This window comes from Paenibacillus sp. JQZ6Y-1 (assembly GCF_040719145.1).
GTDB lineage: Bacteria > Bacillota > Bacilli > Paenibacillales > Paenibacillaceae > Saccharibacillus > Saccharibacillus kandeliae.
Genome location: NZ_JBFDUZ010000002.1, coordinates 553,840 through 570,341 on the forward strand (window position 1 = coordinate 553,840; position 16,502 = coordinate 570,341).

The 16,502-nt window shown below is 44.3% G+C and carries 18 protein-coding genes; 9 read left to right on the plus strand and 9 right to left on the minus strand.

What is annotated here, in order from left to right; all coding sequences use genetic code 11:
* The 3 genes from ABXR35_RS16125 to ABXR35_RS16135 all read right to left on the minus strand — a co-directional run bounded on the left by ABXR35_RS16125 (position 1) and on the right by ABXR35_RS16135 (position 2,296).
* Entirely contained in the window at positions 1 to 609 is a 609-nt protein-coding gene (locus tag ABXR35_RS16125) for a zinc metalloprotease (RefSeq protein WP_367062713.1), read from the minus strand.
* Positions 610 to 750: 141 nt separating this feature from the next.
* Positions 751 to 1,392: a DedA family protein gene (locus ABXR35_RS16130; protein ID WP_367062716.1), complete on the minus strand. Its 642-nt coding sequence runs from the start codon at positions 1,390 to 1,392 to the stop codon at positions 751 to 753.
* A gap of 235 nt (positions 1,393 to 1,627) precedes the next feature.
* Positions 1,628 to 2,296 (minus strand): alpha/beta hydrolase, encoded by a 669-nt coding sequence (locus ABXR35_RS16135; protein ID WP_367062718.1) that lies wholly within the window; start codon positions 2,294 to 2,296, stop codon positions 1,628 to 1,630.
* A gap of 387 nt (positions 2,297 to 2,683) precedes the next feature.
* On the opposite strand from ABXR35_RS16135, the gene guaA reads away from it, so the two are divergent.
* From guaA to ABXR35_RS16165, 6 genes are all read left to right on the plus strand, one after another.
* Positions 2,684 to 4,222 carry a glutamine-hydrolyzing GMP synthase gene (guaA, locus tag ABXR35_RS16140; RefSeq protein WP_367062721.1) on the plus strand — a complete coding sequence of 513 codons (1,539 nt, stop codon included), beginning with the start codon at positions 2,684 to 2,686 and terminating at the stop codon, positions 4,220 to 4,222.
* 657 nt (positions 4,223 to 4,879) lie between these two features.
* Positions 4,880 to 5,470, plus strand: coding sequence for a hypothetical protein (locus ABXR35_RS16145; protein WP_367062724.1), 591 nt, complete (start codon positions 4,880 to 4,882; stop codon positions 5,468 to 5,470).
* A gap of 3 nt (positions 5,471 to 5,473) precedes the next feature.
* Entirely contained in the window at positions 5,474 to 6,523 is a 1,050-nt protein-coding gene (locus tag ABXR35_RS16150; RefSeq protein ID WP_367062727.1) for a DUF262 domain-containing protein, read from the plus strand.
* Positions 6,524 to 6,642: 119 nt separating this feature from the next.
* Positions 6,643 to 7,089: a DUF3290 domain-containing protein gene (locus ABXR35_RS16155; protein ID WP_367062730.1), complete on the plus strand. Its 447-nt coding sequence runs from the start codon at positions 6,643 to 6,645 to the stop codon at positions 7,087 to 7,089.
* A 24-nt stretch (positions 7,090 to 7,113) separates the two neighbouring features.
* Positions 7,114 to 7,752: a DUF421 domain-containing protein gene (locus ABXR35_RS16160; protein ID WP_367062733.1), complete on the plus strand. Its 639-nt coding sequence runs from the start codon at positions 7,114 to 7,116 to the stop codon at positions 7,750 to 7,752.
* Positions 7,753 to 7,818: 66 nt separating this feature from the next.
* Entirely contained in the window at positions 7,819 to 8,175 is a 357-nt protein-coding gene (locus ABXR35_RS16165; RefSeq protein ID WP_367062736.1) for a nucleotide excision repair endonuclease, read from the plus strand.
* A gap of 270 nt (positions 8,176 to 8,445) precedes the next feature.
* On the opposite strand, the gene rluF is transcribed toward ABXR35_RS16165, so the two are convergent.
* Positions 8,446 to 9,159: a 23S rRNA pseudouridine(2604) synthase RluF gene (gene rluF / locus ABXR35_RS16170; protein WP_367062739.1), complete on the minus strand. Its 714-nt coding sequence runs from the start codon at positions 9,157 to 9,159 to the stop codon at positions 8,446 to 8,448.
* A 155-nt stretch (positions 9,160 to 9,314) separates the two neighbouring features.
* Here rluF and ABXR35_RS16175 point away from each other — a divergent pair, with 155 nt between their 5' ends.
* Genes ABXR35_RS16175 through ABXR35_RS16185 form a run of 3 tightly spaced genes read left to right on the plus strand, consistent with a single transcriptional unit; the run spans position 9,315 to position 10,747 of the window.
* A complete protein-coding gene (locus tag ABXR35_RS16175; protein WP_367062742.1) occupies positions 9,315 to 9,908 on the plus strand; it encodes a DUF1349 domain-containing protein in 594 nt (197 codons plus the stop codon).
* Between the two features lie 54 nt (positions 9,909 to 9,962).
* The gene (locus tag ABXR35_RS16180; protein WP_367062745.1) at positions 9,963 to 10,331 is read left to right on the plus strand and encodes a hypothetical protein; all 369 of its coding nucleotides are present in this window, start codon (positions 9,963 to 9,965) and stop codon (positions 10,329 to 10,331) included.
* Positions 10,332 to 10,363: 32 nt separating this feature from the next.
* Entirely contained in the window at positions 10,364 to 10,747 is a 384-nt protein-coding gene (locus tag ABXR35_RS16185) for a VOC family protein (protein WP_367062748.1), read from the plus strand.
* 162 nt (positions 10,748 to 10,909) lie between these two features.
* Here the strand turns inward: ABXR35_RS16185 and ABXR35_RS16190 are convergent, their stop codons facing one another.
* From ABXR35_RS16190 to ABXR35_RS16210, 5 genes are all read right to left on the minus strand, one after another.
* A complete protein-coding gene (locus tag ABXR35_RS16190) occupies positions 10,910 to 11,638 on the minus strand; it encodes a DUF8580 domain-containing lipoprotein (protein ID WP_367062751.1) in 729 nt (242 codons plus the stop codon).
* A gap of 359 nt (positions 11,639 to 11,997) precedes the next feature.
* Positions 11,998 to 12,225 carry a hypothetical protein gene (locus ABXR35_RS16195; RefSeq protein WP_367062753.1) on the minus strand — a complete coding sequence of 76 codons (228 nt, stop codon included), beginning with the start codon at positions 12,223 to 12,225 and terminating at the stop codon, positions 11,998 to 12,000.
* Complete coding sequence (hydA, locus tag ABXR35_RS16200) at positions 12,225 to 13,664, minus strand: dihydropyrimidinase (protein WP_367062755.1); 1,440 nt, start codon at positions 13,662 to 13,664, stop codon at positions 12,225 to 12,227. Before hydA ends, ABXR35_RS16195 begins: the two co-directional genes overlap by 1 nt.
* On the minus strand, positions 13,664 to 14,950 hold the full coding sequence (gene preA, locus ABXR35_RS16205; protein ID WP_367062757.1) for an NAD-dependent dihydropyrimidine dehydrogenase subunit PreA: 1,287 nt from the start codon (positions 14,948 to 14,950) through the stop codon (positions 13,664 to 13,666). The genes hydA and preA overlap by 1 nt, the downstream gene beginning before the upstream one ends.
* Positions 14,951 to 15,009: 59 nt before the next feature.
* A complete protein-coding gene (locus tag ABXR35_RS16210) occupies positions 15,010 to 16,401 on the minus strand; it encodes an NAD(P)-dependent oxidoreductase (protein WP_367062759.1) in 1,392 nt (463 codons plus the stop codon).
* Between the last annotated feature and the right edge of the window lie 101 nt (positions 16,402 to 16,502).

Consider the following 16,502-nt stretch of genomic DNA (forward strand, 5'->3'; position numbering starts at 1 on the left):
TTAGTACTTATAATCTACATTTGCATAATCCAAAGATGTTGGACCACCATATTTAGTTACTCGAGTAGCTGCCATTACGGAATTAGCTTCATCGGGTTGATGGCGAAGATTTAGAGTATGTCCTAGTTCATGTACCGCAACATCTAGTACTTCATTAGAAGAACTCAGTGTTTGAATGTTTCTATTAGCCATTATTAAATTTGCGCTATAGTAAGAGACGGAAGGATTATCAACTTGAGAACCGGTCACCAATTTACCAGATGAATCGTAAGGTTTTACTACTCCGTAGTATTCCAAATTTGCATCATTCGTTGCGTAAAATCTTAGTGAAGCATTGCTCATAGAAGAAGCTTTTGAATAACCGATGTTAGCAGCAGCTGCGGCATCCCATTTGGCTCTAGCATTACTTAGGATAGTTTCATACCCTAATCCAGCAACAGAAGAATCATTATACCAAGGCATGGCAGCAATCTTTGTTTTTGAAAAACCTTGGTTTTTAAAAAAGGCATTGTCTCCATTATATTCGGCGGCGTGCGTTACCGAAGGAAGAAGAACAATAGTGGAAATTGAAATTCCAAGTAGTGAAGCTAAGGCTTTCTTTCTAAACATAAGTATTCCTCCTAAATCTTATAAAAGTACTTTCTAATTAGTGTTGCTTAATAGATTAGACGTTAAAAAAAGAAAAAAGTTTCTATTTTATAGAAACTAATTCCTTAATAGATTATTTATGTTAAAAAAATACATTGTAGATTATTCATCCGACTTCTTCTTCCCAAACCGATTCACCAGTTGAATGCCCAGCCATCTGCGGTACTTCACAATCACTACCGCCAACACTAGACCAACCAGAACCGCAATCGCTTCAAAGGAATACTCATGAATCCAGTGAAACACCATATTCCATTGTGGTCCAAAGATCTTGCCCAGCAGCAGAAACACCAGCACCCATAGCATCGCTCCGCTATACGCATACGCGGCAAAGCGCCAAAACTTATAATTCATTATTCCAGAAAAGTAACCTGTAAAATGCCGCACCCCCGGAATGAAATACCCGACAAACACCAGCGTATACCCATACTTGTTAAACCAAGTTTGCGCCTTATCTAGCTTATGCTCTGGCAGTAGAATCCACTTCCCGTATTTGCGCATAAACGGTAAGCCTGCCTTTTTCCCGATAAAATACGTAATGGTCATCCCGATCGTCGTTCCAGCAAAGGCGCACAGGAGTAACCATCCAAAATGCAAATGCTCCAAATACGACAAATAGCCTGCATATGCCATCGTCGTTTCGCCCGGAAAAGGAAGAGCGACAAATTCCAACAGCAGACCTAGAAACAATACCAGATAGCCGTGATGAGTAAATAATGATTCCAAATATTCTACAATTCCCATGAGATTGCCTCCACAAGCTAGAATGATCCTCAGTATAGTACAAGGAAGTGGCATTTCTGTGCCCATGTCCGAATAAGATGGGGCAACCGTTTTCTTCTATTTTCTTCTATAATAACGGAAATTTCCAGTCAGATATGTATAGTATACAATATCTGTGTAACGCGAGTTGAAGGATCGCACAAGTGCAGGTGGGCGATAGTGCCATTACTATCTCAGTAGCATCGCTTAACGCTAACTACGTAACAGGATGGCTATCGATCCAATCCTGCACAGCCTCGAATACCTCGCCTTTACGCTCAGCATAACAGACCAGATGTCCGCTGGCAGGTATAATCACTACTTTCGTATGCGGTGTGCCTAGATGCTCTGCCAGATACGAAGCGCTTTTGAGTTTGACAAGATGATCTTGATCACCTTGCACAATCAGTGTAGGGATATGGATATGCGGATAGATCGTAAAGGATTCGTGAACGATCCGATAAAATTCACGTGTTGCTCTGGAAGGCACAACGAACATATTGCGAATATACGCTTTTACCATGGACCACTTCGACAGCGTTCGGATAATCTGCTGCGGATTGAGTGGGAACACAGGCGCAGCCAGCATTGTTAATGAGCAAATCTGATTCGGATACTTCATCACCAGATGAGCCGCAATGAGTGCGCCTGTAGAGAAGCCAATCAGATGTATGTGGGAAGACGTAATGAGCAATTGTTTTAATTCAGTCTCGGCGCTCTCTATCCAATGATGACGAGTGGCGTCTCGAAGCTCGGCTTTGGTGCCACCATGCCCTTGCAAAGTGAATCGTTTGACCTTGTACCCTTGCGTTTCTAAATATTCAGCTAATGGAGATACTTCATGCTCTCCTCCGGTGAATCCGTGAATCAGCAGACATACGTTCACATTAAGCTCCTTTGATTTTCATTATTGTAAGATACTTATAGAATACGTGTATTCTTCCAAATACTAGATTCTTATCATAACGGTTTATCCTGTCCGATGGAAAGTTTAGAAACAGAGTGGAGATTACTCCAGAATGCTGGGAGTGATTGTATTTCAGTATCTACGTACGAATCAGATCGGTACAGGTGACTCTTTCTCATCGACTTCCTTCGATAAGATGCTCCCTTCTAGCTAGATGTTACTGCCATATCCGTGCTTCTCATTTAGCTACTATGAAAAAAATAATGAGATCATTTGAAAAATGATCAAATCTAGATACGACAAGCCTTGACGGTCTCTTTTAGGGATAGGTATAATTAGACTCATTGAAAAGTGGGAGGCACATGAATGAACAGTCCAAATGAAATAATCGTTGTCCTTGATTTTGGTGGACAATACAATCAGTTGATTGCAAGACGTATCCGCGACCTTGGCGTATATAGCGAACTTTTGCCTTTTAATACCCCTGTTGAACAAATCCGCGAACTGAACCCGAAAGGGATCGTGTTCTCCGGTGGTCCATCCAGCGTGTATGCGGAAGATGCACCGCACGTGGACCCAGCAATTTATGATCTGAATGTGCCAATCTTCGGTATCTGTTACGGTATGCAGTTAATGGCTCAACAATTGTCCGGTAAAGTAGAACGCTCCGCAAAACGTGAATACGGCAAATCCGATGTGGATTTCATGCCGCATTGCGCGCTGAACAAAGGAATGGAACACAGTCACACTGTATGGATGAGTCACGGTGACCACGTAGTCGGTCTGCCAGAAGGCTTTGTACTGGATGCTAGCACCGAGTCTGCACCAATCGCTGCCATGAGCAACGAAGCGCGCCGTCTGTATGCTGTCCAATTCCACCCAGAAGTGCGTCACTCCGTATTCGGTAACGAAATGATCCGCAACTTCTTATATGAAGTGTGTCAATGTCACGGCGAGTGGAGCATGCAAACCTTCATCGACGATACCATTGAAGATATTCGCAAACAAGTCGGTAACAAAAACGTACTGTGCGCACTGAGCGGCGGCGTAGATTCCTCTGTTGTAGCGATCCTGCTGCACAAAGCGATTGGCGACCAGCTGACTTGTATGTTCATCGACCACGGTCTGCTGCGTAAAGGCGAAGCCGAGAGCGTAATGGAGACCTTTGTTGGTAAATTCGATATGAAGGTTGTCAAAATCGACGCACAAGAGCGTTTCCTGTCCAAACTGGCAGGCGTAGACGATCCAGAGAAAAAACGTAAAATCATCGGTAACGAGTTTATCTATGTATTTGACGAAGAATCCAAAAAACTGGGCGACTTTGCTTTCTTGGCACAAGGTACACTGTACACCGACATCGTGGAAAGTGGTACAGCAACAGCCCAAACGATCAAATCTCACCATAACGTCGGCGGTCTGCCGGAAGATATGGACTTTGAACTCGTTGAGCCGCTGAAAACCCTGTTCAAAGACGAAGTACGTAAAGTCGGCGAAGAATGCGGTCTGCCACGTGCCATCGTATGGCGCCAACCGTTCCCAGGTCCAGGTCTGGCGATCCGTGTACTCGGCGAAGTAACCGAAGACAAACTGACCATCGTTCGTGACTCCGACTATATCCTGCGCGAAGAAATCGCGAAGGCAGGTCTGGAAAGCGAAATCTGGCAATACTTCACAGCGCTGCCGAACATGAAGAGCGTTGGTGTTATGGGTGACGCGCGTACGTACTCGTATACAGTAGGTATTCGTGCGGTAACATCCATCGACGGTATGACTGCCGACTGGGCGCGTATCCCTTGGGATGTGCTGGAGAAGATCTCGGTGCGTATTGTCAATGAAGTGGATAACGTGAACCGGATTGTGTATGATATTACCTCGAAACCACCAGCAACGATTGAGTGGGAATAGGAATTAACTTATTATATGTCAAACGACCTTTTATTTTTTTTAAAAGGTCGTTTATCATTTTTTAAGCATATTTAAATTGTGTTTGAAAAATAATAATTAGATTCACATGTACTTATTATAAATATGATAGGACAAATTAAAAAATACATTTAAAAAGCAGTTTGGATATCTAAAACATGAACTAATGACTTTACGCAAGCTAATCGCATTATAGAGAAAGGCTTTTATCATCCATATACTAGTTTATATTTGTTGACTTTTAAATTTAAAAACTAAATGAGTTCTGTCAACTTTGTCTGCTAAAAAATGTGATAATGAGAGTAGGGGAGATATTTTTTTTGTGCTCGTTTACTTTCTTAGCACAAAGGGCTAATCAGGTTTAAAATTAATCTAGGAGGAAGCTTAATGCAGACATAGTTTTAATTAGCATCGCAGATTAAATTTTTTTGATTTATCAATAATATATTCGTGAATATCTAAGCAGAGGGAAAATATAATACAATTTTTATCTATATTTACCAATTTTTGTAAATAAAAACACTTCTTTATCTAGCTTATAAGGTATCTATTGTTGTATAATGTTTTTTTATAAGTTCGCATAGTGATATATTCATTTAAGGGGATTTAATTCCAATTATTTTAGGAGGGAAAATCTAATTGGACCTGCAAATTATAAAAACAGATATTTTAGAAAAAGATATTGATTATGTATATAGAACCTATTTACTCGGCAATAAAGTTTGGTATTTTGAAGAATATCTAGCACAAACGGATTATTCTCAAAAATATGATGATTTGAAGGATTTTGTAAGTGGAAAATTGAAGGTTCATTTTAATGATGTAGCTATCTTTGGAAGTGCAAAGACAGGGTTTAGTTTTTCTCCGAGTAAAAACTTTAAGGCGTTTCATGAAAAATCTGATCTGGATATAGTAGTTGTCTCACGAGAGAAGTTTGAACAATTTTGGCAGGCATATTCTGATATACATTTCAATAACGTCAAGCCAATTAATGAATATACTTATGTGACTAAAGCCATTTTTCAGAAATATATTGTTTTTAATGGTTTTGATTTAAGTAGCGAAGTATATAAAGAATGGAGCAAATTGGAGTCCGAATTTAAGAAGGATTTACAAACGGAATTTGATATAGAACATGATATCAATTATAGAATATTTGAGTCTTGGAATGCTGTGAAAAATTATTATACAAGAAATATAAGATTTTTAAAATCTAAATTAGGAGGATGAAAATTGGTTAGTAGAAAAATAGACTTAATTAAAAATGAAACAAGAGATGTAAAATGGCTGGTAGATAATATGAGAAAAGAATTACTCAAAGTCGACAATAGTTTTCAACGAAAATATGTTTGGTTGAAAAAACATCAAGTGAAATTGATAGAAACTATCTTATTAGGCTATTCTATTCCTGAAATATATTTATGGGGGATAGAGACTAATGCTGATACTGGAGATACCATATACAGTATTGTAGATGGTCAACAGAGAATTGGAGCTGTTTTGGATTTTATAGACGGAAAATTCAAGTTGTCTGCAACTTATGATAAAAGAGGATTTCAAGATCTAACTCAAGATGAGAAAAAATCTATATGGGATTATCCGTTTTCGATAAGATTTATACGGTCTGAATTAGAGAGACAAGATATTGTAACTATGTTTTTGAGATTAAATAGCACCAATCTGTCTCTGAATCCTCAAGAACTAAGAAACGCAGAATTTAATGGGAAGTTTCTTGAACTTGCTGAAGAAATTTCTGCTCTTCCCTTTTGGAACAAATATAAAGTATTTAATGAGCATCAAATTCGCAGAATGCAAGATATACAATTTATAAGCAATGTGCTGATATTTTTTAGACAAGGAATTGAGGGAGATACTAATCAAACTAATATAAATAAGGTATATGATATGTTTAACGAGGTATACAAAGAATCAAAGCAAGATAAAAAACTATTTGTACAGTTAATTAAAGAAATAGAAAAAATTATATCCATTTCAAAAGCGGTGAAAGAATTTATCACTAAACTCACACATTTATATATCTTCATTACTGTGAGTTATTATATTATTCAAAAGTACGATAATATTCAAGTTAAACACTTATCTAAAATAGAAAATTTCATAAAAATATATAATGATTCTTCTGCCAACAACAATTTATTTAATGATGAACTATTGGAAGAAATAGAAGAATATAAGCGGTTAAGTTCTGAAGGAACTCAAAATAAAACAAAAAGAATACGAAGATTTAAAATTGTTAAAAATATTTTAGAAAGTGATAATTAGAGTATTTATTATTTTTGTTTTATTTTTTTATTATAAAACAAAGAAGCTCCCTAGTAAAATATTAGGGAGCTTCTTTGTTTTATAATAAAATAGATAATAAACTGTGAAAGGAGGTTTACATGAACTTCTACACCATCACCTACCTAGAAGGACAATCCACCATCAATCTCTACCTCAAATACATCGTCATCTTTGTCGCACTCATCATCCTGCTGGTCGTATTCTCTCTCTACCTGCACCATCGCATCCAGACCAAGTACCGCGACCTCAGCATCATCCTGCTGCTGGTCATCGTCTTCCTGCTCGGTGTGCAGTACTCCGACTATACCCAAGATCAGAGCACCTATTCCAAATACTCGCAAATGGTTCAGTTCATGCACCAACTCGCCAGAGATCAGAGTTTGGATGAGACGACGATCAGCGTCAACTCGACCACACTCAGTGACGACATCATCGTCAAAACACCAGACGCCTATTATTCCGCACGTTTTAATTCTGACATGAGCGCCTATACGTTGCAGGAAGTGCATCTGGTCAATCCCGACATTCAACTGGTCGACAAGTAAACAAGTAGAGGAGATAAGCCCCACATGGACACGTACTACCCCGTTATGATCAAACTCGCGCTGGGCATTCTCTGCCTGATTTTCCAGATCAATCTGATGGGCAAGGGCAATCTGGCTCCCACCTCGGCGATGGATCAGGTGCAGAATTATGTACTCGGTGGCATTATCGGCGGTGTCATTTACAATGAATCGGTCAAGCCGTTGCAATTTTTTCTTGTGCTGATCATTTGGACGCTGCTGGTGTTTATTATTAAATTTCTCAAGGAGCACAATCGTCATATCAAACGCATCGTCGATGGCAGACCTGTCACGCTGATCGCCAACGGCAAGGTGGATGTGGGCGAATGTCTCCGCTGCGGCATGTCCGCCAATGAGCTGATGTTCAAGCTGCGCTCCAGCGGTATTTATGAGATCCAAACGGTAAAACGCGCGATATTGGAGCAAAATGGGCAGCTGTCCGTGATCCAGTACGGCGATGAGACGATCCGTTATCCGATCATCGTGGACGGACAGGCGAATCAGGATGTGCTTGATCTGATCCACAAGGATATGGACTGGCTGCATGAACGTGTGCGCGAAGGTAACTTTAACGGACTAAACGAAGTGTATCTTGGCGAATATATTTCTGGCGAAGTACGATTGCATGGGTATGTGAAGGGATAACCGTATCTATTCCGCCTCATTTATGATAGGATGAACACCTATATTGAAAAAGGAAGTGACCCCCACTTGATTCAAATTACAATTCCTGAAGTGGATGTATCCATTACTAAGCAAAGCAATCCACAGTTGAGCCATATTTATGGATTTACCGATTTTCACCTGATTACTCGTGAAAAGGGCGGCATCTACATGTTCTACAACGAGCAGGATGAACTGCTGTTCGTCGGCAAAGCACGTAAGCTCAGACCACGCATCAAAAAGCATTTTGAAGATACCGTATCGCCGATCAAGAATCACCGCGATGAAGTGACTCGGATCGACGTTTGTGTGGTAGAGGATGCGACAGAGCGCGAGATTTATGAGACGTATATCATTAATAGCCTACAGGCGCGTTACAATATGGAGAAAGTCTTTTATAAATAAGTCCCTGATCACAGACCATGCCCCTAGTTAGCCAACAATATGAAACAGGCTAACCATTGTAGGGGACGACCATCCAATTGGATGTATCAACTGTGAATTATGTATAGGCTATATCATGGCATTGCTCTATAGCCGTCATACGAAAAAAGCTGCTTCCATTGTGGACAGCAGCTTTTTTCGTATCACTTTTCTATTCGTATCCGCATAGTTACATTCTATTACGGTATCTGCATCATTTCATACGTGTTGCATCTGTATAATATTAAAGCATTACAGCGGACGTGGCGTATAATCCAGATCGCTAAACAGCTGCTCTCGTTCCTTATCCGTCAGATCACGCCATTTGCCAATCGGCAGGCTACCAAGACGGATATTCATGATACGCGTACGGCGCAGCCCATGCACCTCATAGCCCAGCGCCGAACACATCCGGCGAATCTGACGATTCAAGCCTTGCGTAAGAATGATTTTGAATACATATTTGGATTGCTGGGTCACTTTGCACGGCAAGGTAACGGTATCCAGAATCTCTACACCGGATGCCATTTTGTTTAGAAAAGCTGGCGTGATTGGACGATCCACGGTGACGATATATTCCTTCTCATGCTTGTTCTCCGCACGCAAAATCTCGTTGACGATGTCGCCGTCATTGGTCAGCAGAATCAATCCGTCGGAATCCTTGTCCAAGCGTCCGATATGGAAAATGCGCAGGGGATGATTGACAAAATCGACGATATTGCCCTTGATATGCCGCTCGGTCGTGCTGGTGATACCAACCGGTTTGTTGAGTGCAATGTACACATGCTCTTTTTTCTGCTCGGCACCGATTCGTTTGCCGTTGTAGCGTACATCGTCGCCGGGCTGCACTTGGCTGCCGAGTTCGGCAATGACGCCGTTGATCGTTACTTTGCCTTCGTTGATCCATTTATCCGCCCCACGGCGGGAAGTCGCTCCAGACTCACTAATATATTTATTGATTCGCACGTATGACACACCTTTAACTCGTTTTTTGGAAATACAGCGCTTGGCTATTTCCAGTCTATATCTAAGATACCCTTTTTAGCGCTTTTTTGAAAGGTGTGACATCGGTTAATATACAGAGTAACACTATGTACTGTACAAATGAATGAGGTGAGAGCATGCAATATATTCCGTATAATACAGATCGGCTACAAACAATGTTTCCACCGGAAAGTCAGCAGGTACAGGATGAACAGTTGGTTGTGCGTAGTCTGCCAGATAGTGATTTTTGGCTGAAAACGCATTACGGATTTGAACGATATAATGGTCATGTGCTGTATGATGAGATCAAGGGCGACTTTGACGCGACGGTGGAGCTGAGCATGAAGCCGCAAAGTACCTTTGACCAGTCGGGGTTGTTTATCGGCATCGACCGAGACAATTGGCTGAAGACGTCGATTGAGTACATAACGGATGGACCGTGTCATCTGGGCGCAGTCGTTACGCGGCTAGGCTTCTCGGATTGGTCGACCCGCGATATGGAGCAGCAGATTTTCACAGAGCGGCTGTCATTCCGAGTGAAGCGGGAAGGCGAGGACTTTTTTGTGTACTTCCGAATTCCGGGCAAGCAGCAGGAGTGGGAGCAGCTACGCATCGCTCATCTGGATTGTCCAACAGGGCAGCCATTGCGAGTAGGCATGTACACGGCAAGCCCGATGGATCGTGGATTTGAAACGACCTTTTACAGCTTTGAGATTAAACGGCTCGATTGAGAGCAATACCGAGGAATATGTCGTTGAGATGAAATGGCGATAGGAGGGAAGAGGATGACTCCGCTCATACTGGTGCTTTGCTGCGCTGGACTGCTGGTGCTGTTCGCGCTGGCGATTATTGTGCTGCCTGCCCTACAGCGGCGGGGGAATCTGACTGAGCGCATTGTGCAGGAGGGATATACAGCGCGTGGGCTAATTTTGGATTTGACGCCGACGGGCAATTATCGCTCTGGGCAGCCAGAGCTGGCACTGCATATGCGCATTGAAAAGCCGACACAGCTGCCCTTTGAAGCGACAGCGGTGGTGACGGTATACAGTATTCATCGTGCCAAGTTTCAGGAAGGCATCCATGTGCCTGTCCGTGTACTAGAAGACCGGAAGGGCAGGCATATTGCCGTAAAGGGAACAGTGGAGTATCCGTAATCTTAGCCTTTTACACATGGGGGAGTGACGAGATGATTGAATTTCAATCTATTCATCATGCAAGTTTGGCGGTACGCGATATTGAAGTGTCGCGGCAATTTTATTCAGGTGTACTGCAATTGCAGGAGATTCAGCGTCCGCCGTTTGATTCGGTCGGTATCTGGTATGGGTTGGGCAGTCAGCAGCTGCATTTAATCGAACAGCCGCAGGGAGAGACGCTGCGCAAAGGCGAGATTGATTCGACGGATGGGCATGTGGCGATCTGGGTAGGTAGTTACCGTGGTACGCTAGAATGGCTGGATGCGCAAGGTGTAGATTATGAAGCAAGACCGCATAGTGTCGCGGGCTTTGCGCAAATTTATATTTTGGACCCGGATCGGAATATTATCGAGTTAGACGCTGCCTATGAGGAATAAATATTCTTACAGCTTATAAGCAACAGTCATCGTAGGCTGGTTATTCGGCGATATGGGTAGGCTGGATATGCCTAGTATCTGTAATAGGTAAAATGAAAGATGGTATAGCAAAAAAGCCCCTTAGGTGATAAGGGGCTTTTGCGTATAATTGTGTTGCTATGGTTATTCGGCTTTGATCGTAGACAACGAAGTGGTGAGTTTCTGTTCAATGGTGCCTGCATCTTCGCCTTCTGGAATAACCGTATGGAAAATATAGCCGTTTTCACCTTCCGGTTGCCACACAATATATTCGTAGGTGGAATTGTCCTCCTGACTAATTGCTTGTAGGACAAAATGCGCTCGGCTCATTGGACTTTCAGCTAATAGATCACCGCTATATTCTTTGACTTCGCCGTGCTTTTTCAATTCGGCTTTGCCTTGTTTGCGCAGATCATCCAAATTGATTTTAGACGACAGCTTTTCGATGCTAGCCGTATTACGAGGTTTGTCCGTCATCATAAGCTGATTGGCGCTACTATCAAAAGTAAATCCGTCAAATACATACAAGGAATAGCCATTCCCTTTTTTCAAAGTGGCAGGAAATTTCTTCAGTCCATCTTTGGTCAGCATCTCAAAAGATTGAGAATCTGGGCGCGCGTCCGTTTGTTCCGTAGTACCTGATGAGTTGTTGGTACTTTCGTTATCTGTCGCTATAGGCGTTTCTGTACCTTCATTGCTAGCGGCAGGATCACTGGTTTCCGTCGTAGTTTCTGGAGAAGTGGCTTCATTGGATGGTGCTGGTGTCGTTGCCGATGGTGTTGCGGTGTTGCTGGCGGTATCGCTACAGGCACCGAGCATCAGTCCAAGTAGCACAGTTGCAGTCAGCGTCATGATTTTGCGGTTGGTTTCCATGTTGATACACTCCTTTGTATTGGAATCGTGGATAAGCATAGGACAACGCGCCTTCTAAGTATAGACGATCACAATGTCCATATGGTTACGGTTTCAGGCAAATTCATTGCACAAACATGAAAAAAGCCCGATTTATCGCACCTTTTCATGTTGGGGGCATGAAGAAGGAAACGACAAATCGAGCGTGAAAACCAAGGTGAATCGAAATCTTGTGAACAAGCATAGTGCAGTAGAAGAAGCTATCATTTGCAAGAAGCAAGAAGCAAGAAGCAAGAAGCAAGAAGCAAGAAGCCAAAGTCAGCGAGTGTAACGTATTGTATCCATGTAAGACTTTATCATGCCAGAAACCATGAGTATTCTTATCTCGACTGCACCTGTTCCCGTTTAGCGAATAACAGACTAGTAACATACTTGCGTGCATCGGCAGTTAGCAGTTGTAGCTGCGTCTGATCTTTGGAGTTGTTGCTGCGGGCGAATACGATTAGCGCACCATCCAGATTTTCACGGATAGCAAGCACCATATAGCCCTGTGCCATAATCTCGTCGATCTGCATTTTTTCCTTTTCAAATTCGGCAAAGGCGGACATTACATCACTCCTTCGCTAATTTCTGTTTCCGGCATCATCTTCAGCTCCGTTGTAGGTGCTGCTTCAAAGCGATTACGGTGCAAATACTGTCCACTGCCCGGTGTACCGACAAACTCTTTATCGCGAATGACAAACTCCCCGCGACTTAGCACCGATACTGGCTCGCCCGTCACTTCCATTCCTTCAAAGGCGCTGTAATCCACCTTCATATGATGGGTAGCAGCGGACAGCGTCCGCTTGACATTCGGATCGAAAATAACAATATCTGCATCACTGCCAATCGACAGTGTACCCTTTTGCGGGAACATACCGAATAGCTTGGCGCTGGTCGTCGATACCATCGCCACAAACTGGTTGAGCGAGATACGACCTTTGGCAACGCCCTCGGAATAGAGAATACTAAACCGATCCTCAATGATCGGACCGCCGTTCGGAATTTTGGAAAAGTCGCCGCGTCCCAGCTCCTTTTGCCCTTTAAAGTCAAAGGAGCATTGATCCGAGCCGATCGTTTGCAGACTGCCATTCCACAGACAATCCCACAGCACATCTTGATTCCATTTCTCCCGTAGTGGCGGTGACCAGACGTATTTGGCACCTTCAAAGTCCGGCTTTTCCAGATACGTTTGATCCAGTACTAGATATTGCGGACAGGTTTCTCCATAGATGCGTAGCCCTTGCTTACGCCCTTCGGCGATTTTGAGTGCGGCATCGGCGCAGGTGACATGTACGACATACAGCTGTGAATCGGTCAGTCCAGTCAGAGAGATGGCGCGTCCAGTCGCTTCGCCTTCCAGCTCCGGTGGACGAGTGAGTGCATGGTAGATCGGATCGGTCTGCCCGGCGGCAAGTGCCTGTTCGATCAGAAACTCGATCACATCGCCATTCTCGGCATGTACCATGACCAGTGCTCCTTCACGGCGGGCGGTTTGCAGCGTTTTGTACAGGGTTCCGTCATCCGCCTGAAAGCTGTTTTTGTACGCCATGAATACTTTAAACGACGTAATGCCTTCGTTTTCCATAATAACCGGCAATTCGGCTAGCACCTCATCGTTGATCTCGGAGATCATTAGGTGAAAGCTATAATCGATCACAGCTTTGTCGTGGGATTTGGCATGCCACGTATCGACAGCGCTTTGCAGACTTTTTCCTTTATTGGTCAGGCAGAAATCAATAATAGTCGTTGTTCCGCCGAATGCAGCAGCCTTTGTACCCGATTCAAAATCATCCACAGTCGTCGTCCCGCCAAACGGCATATCTAGATGGGTATGCGGATCAATGCCACCGGGGAAAATGTAACAGCCGGAAGCGTCGATAATCTCGGCGTCCGGCGCATCCAGCTGTACAGCAATCGTAGTAATGATTCCATGTTCGATCATCAGATCGGCAGTATACGTTTCGGCTGCGGTGACAATGGTACCGTTTTTAATGATTTTTTTCATCACATAACCTCCACGGTGTGAGAATCATTGAGTGAGGCAATCGTGCGTTGACGTTCATTCCATGTCATCGGCGGCAATCCGCTATCGACGGCTACCATGTCGATTGCATCATCGACTGGACAGACGATAGAGCAGAGATTACAGCCAACGCAGTCCTCCTCGCGTACCTGTACGATGCTTTTGCCCTCGGCATTGGTGAGCATATCAATACATTGATGCGAAGAGTCCTCGCAGGCGATATGGCATTTGTTGCAATTGATGCAGTTATCTTGATTGATGCGGGCAACCACCTGATAGTTGAGGTTCAGATCGCCCCAGTTGGAATATTTCTGCACCGAGCGTCCAACCAGCTCAGATACCGATGCCAATCCTTTTTCATCCAAATAATTGCTTAATCCGTCGATCATATCCTCGACAATGCGGAAGCCGTGGTGCATGGCGGCGGTACATACTTGAATACCGGTAGAACCCATCAGCATAAATTCAACTACATCCTGCCACGTACCGATACCGCCGATACCGGAGATAGGTACATTAATCTCGGGGTTACGCGCACATTCGGCAACCATATTCAGCGCAATTGGCTTCACTGCCGGACCGCAGTAACCGCCGTGTGCTCCCTGACCACCTACATGCGGAATCGTATTCCACGTATGAATATCGACACCAGCCAGACTGTTGATCGTATTGATCATACTGATTGCGTCAGCACCACCACGAACCGCATGACGGGCGACGACTGTAATATCTGTGATATTAGGCGTGAGCTTCACGATTACTGGCGTAGTGGCGACTTCTTTCGCCCAGTAGGTCTGCTTTTCAACCAGATCGGGCTGCTGACCAGATGCCGCCCCCATCCCACGCTCTGCCATTCCGTGTGGACAGCCGAAGTTCAGCTCCAGCCCGTCTACACCGACATCCTCCACACGCTTGACGATCTCATGCCATTTCTCCTGATTCGGCTCCACCATTAGCGAAGCGATAATCGCATGATTGGGGAACCGCTTTTTCGTTTCGTAGATTTCCTTCAAATTCACATCCAGCGGACGGTCGGTAATCAGCTCAATATTGTTAAAGCCAGCCACCCGTTGACCATTAAAGCTAACAGCAGCAAAGCGAGAGGAGGTGTTGATAATCGGATCACCTAGCGTTTTCCAAACGGCACCACCCCAACCAGCTTCAAAGGCACGCTGCACCTGATAGCCTGTATTGGTCGGCGGCGCTGAAGCGAGCCAGAACGGATTCGGCGAACGGATACCTGCAAGATCAATACTCAAATCTGCCATAATCAAATTCCTCCAGTCATGTATAAGCCATTCCATACGGTCCTTATTGCTTACAAAGATTACACAGCCGAGCCGATCACATGATCCTGCTGAGGCAATAGCTGGCGAACGATCGCATGGGCGGCATCCTTGCCTTGCTGGGCAGCGGATACGACCATTGCCTCACCTCGTCCAGCTCCAAAAATAATATCGCCCGCAGCATATACTTTCGGATTGGATGTTTGGTATGTTACATCGTCTACCTCCACCACACCCCATGTATGATGAAGCCCGAATTGTTCAATCAGTCCCTTTTGACGTTCCTGACCGATGGCTGTTACAACCGCATCGACTGGTAATAGAAACTCCGAACCCGCCACTGGCATTGGAACGAGTCGTCCATCTTTGCCGGTTTCGCCAGTTAACGTCATCTGCACACATTCCAGATGCGTTACTTTCCCACTCTCATCACCAACAATACGCTTCGGCAAGGTCAGCCAGCGGAACTCCACGCCTTCTTGCTTGGCAAACTCGTATTCAAAATCATATGCCGTCATTTCCTCGCGGGTGCGGCGATAGATCATTTTTACATTGGCGGCGCCGAGACGAACCGAGCAGGTAGCGGCATCAATCGCCGTATTCCCTGCACCGATCACAGCGACCTGCTGCCCGATCAGATTGACGGAAGGCAATCCCGTTTTGGTCTGCTCCACCAGCTTGATTGCATCGTATACGCCATCTAGCTGTTCCCCTTCGATGCCGATCGGCGGTACATAGCCCATACCGGCAGCGAGTACGACCGCATCGTATTGTTCCAGCAATTCATCGGCGCTAATATCGGTACCGACACGCATGCCTGTTTTGATCTCCACACCGAGCTTTTGCACCTGCTCCACTTCCCACAATGAAATGGATTGTGGCAGTCGGAAGGAGACGATGCCGTATGTATCCAATCCGCCTGCTAAGTCGCGCGCTTCATAAATAACAACGTCAAATCCTTTACGCGCCAATTCGCGTGCCGCTGACAGACCGGCAGGACCGCCGCCCACCACCGCAACTTTATATCCAGTACTTCGTCCAGGCTTGAACAATTCTGCCTTGCTTTCAATCGCCCAGTCGGTTGCATAACGCTGCAACAATCCAATCTGAATCGGAGCGGAAGCGTCATTCAACACACATGCACCTTCGCACAATTCCTCGGTCGGACAGACGCGTGCACAGCTAGCACCGACTGGATTCGAGTCCATAATCGTTGTAGCGGCTCCACGCAGATTGTCGGTCGCGATTCGTTTAATAAAAGAAGGAATATTGATGCTGGTTGGGCATGCCTTAATACAAGGCGCATCATAGCAGTAGAGACAGCGATTCGATTCTTCCATCGCTCCCTTACGCGACAGTCCAGGCTCAGCCTCGGCAAAGTTATGCATAAACATATCTGGCGAAAATGTAGTCAATGGTGAAGAATGATTCATCGGTCAGCCTCCCTGTCTATCCTGCAAAATAAAAACAAGTAATGTAAACTAAAATAACATAAAATAATAAAATTCAAATAAATAGTCAAAAAATCCATCAC

What these genes read in the sequence shown, in the direction of transcription:
- ABXR35_RS16125 (WP_367062713.1), bottom strand. Translation starts at nt 609, where the DNA reads ATGTTTAGAAAGAAAGCCTTAGCTTCACTACTTGGAATTTCAATTTCC.
- ABXR35_RS16130 (WP_367062716.1), bottom strand. Translation starts at nt 1,392, where the DNA reads ATGGGAATTGTAGAATATTTGGAATCATTATTTACTCATCACGGCTAT.
- guaA (WP_367062721.1), top strand. Translation starts at nt 2,684, where the DNA reads ATGAACAGTCCAAATGAAATAATCGTTGTCCTTGATTTTGGTGGACAA.
- ABXR35_RS16155 (WP_367062730.1), top strand. Translation starts at nt 6,643, where the DNA reads ATGAACTTCTACACCATCACCTACCTAGAAGGACAATCCACCATCAAT.
- ABXR35_RS16160 (WP_367062733.1), top strand. Translation starts at nt 7,114, where the DNA reads ATGGACACGTACTACCCCGTTATGATCAAACTCGCGCTGGGCATTCTC.
- ABXR35_RS16175 (WP_367062742.1), top strand. Translation starts at nt 9,315, where the DNA reads ATGCAATATATTCCGTATAATACAGATCGGCTACAAACAATGTTTCCA.
- ABXR35_RS16180 (WP_367062745.1), top strand. Translation starts at nt 9,963, where the DNA reads ATGACTCCGCTCATACTGGTGCTTTGCTGCGCTGGACTGCTGGTGCTG.
- ABXR35_RS16185 (WP_367062748.1), top strand. Translation starts at nt 10,364, where the DNA reads ATGATTGAATTTCAATCTATTCATCATGCAAGTTTGGCGGTACGCGAT.
- ABXR35_RS16190 (WP_367062751.1), bottom strand. Translation starts at nt 11,638, where the DNA reads ATGGAAACCAACCGCAAAATCATGACGCTGACTGCAACTGTGCTACTT.
- ABXR35_RS16195 (WP_367062753.1), bottom strand. Translation starts at nt 12,225, where the DNA reads ATGTCCGCCTTTGCCGAATTTGAAAAGGAAAAAATGCAGATCGACGAG.
- hydA (WP_367062755.1), bottom strand. Translation starts at nt 13,664, where the DNA reads ATGAAAAAAATCATTAAAAACGGTACCATTGTCACCGCAGCCGAAACG.
- preA (WP_367062757.1), bottom strand. Translation starts at nt 14,950, where the DNA reads ATGGCAGATTTGAGTATTGATCTTGCAGGTATCCGTTCGCCGAATCCG.
- ABXR35_RS16210 (WP_367062759.1), bottom strand. Translation starts at nt 16,401, where the DNA reads ATGAATCATTCTTCACCATTGACTACATTTTCGCCAGATATGTTTATG.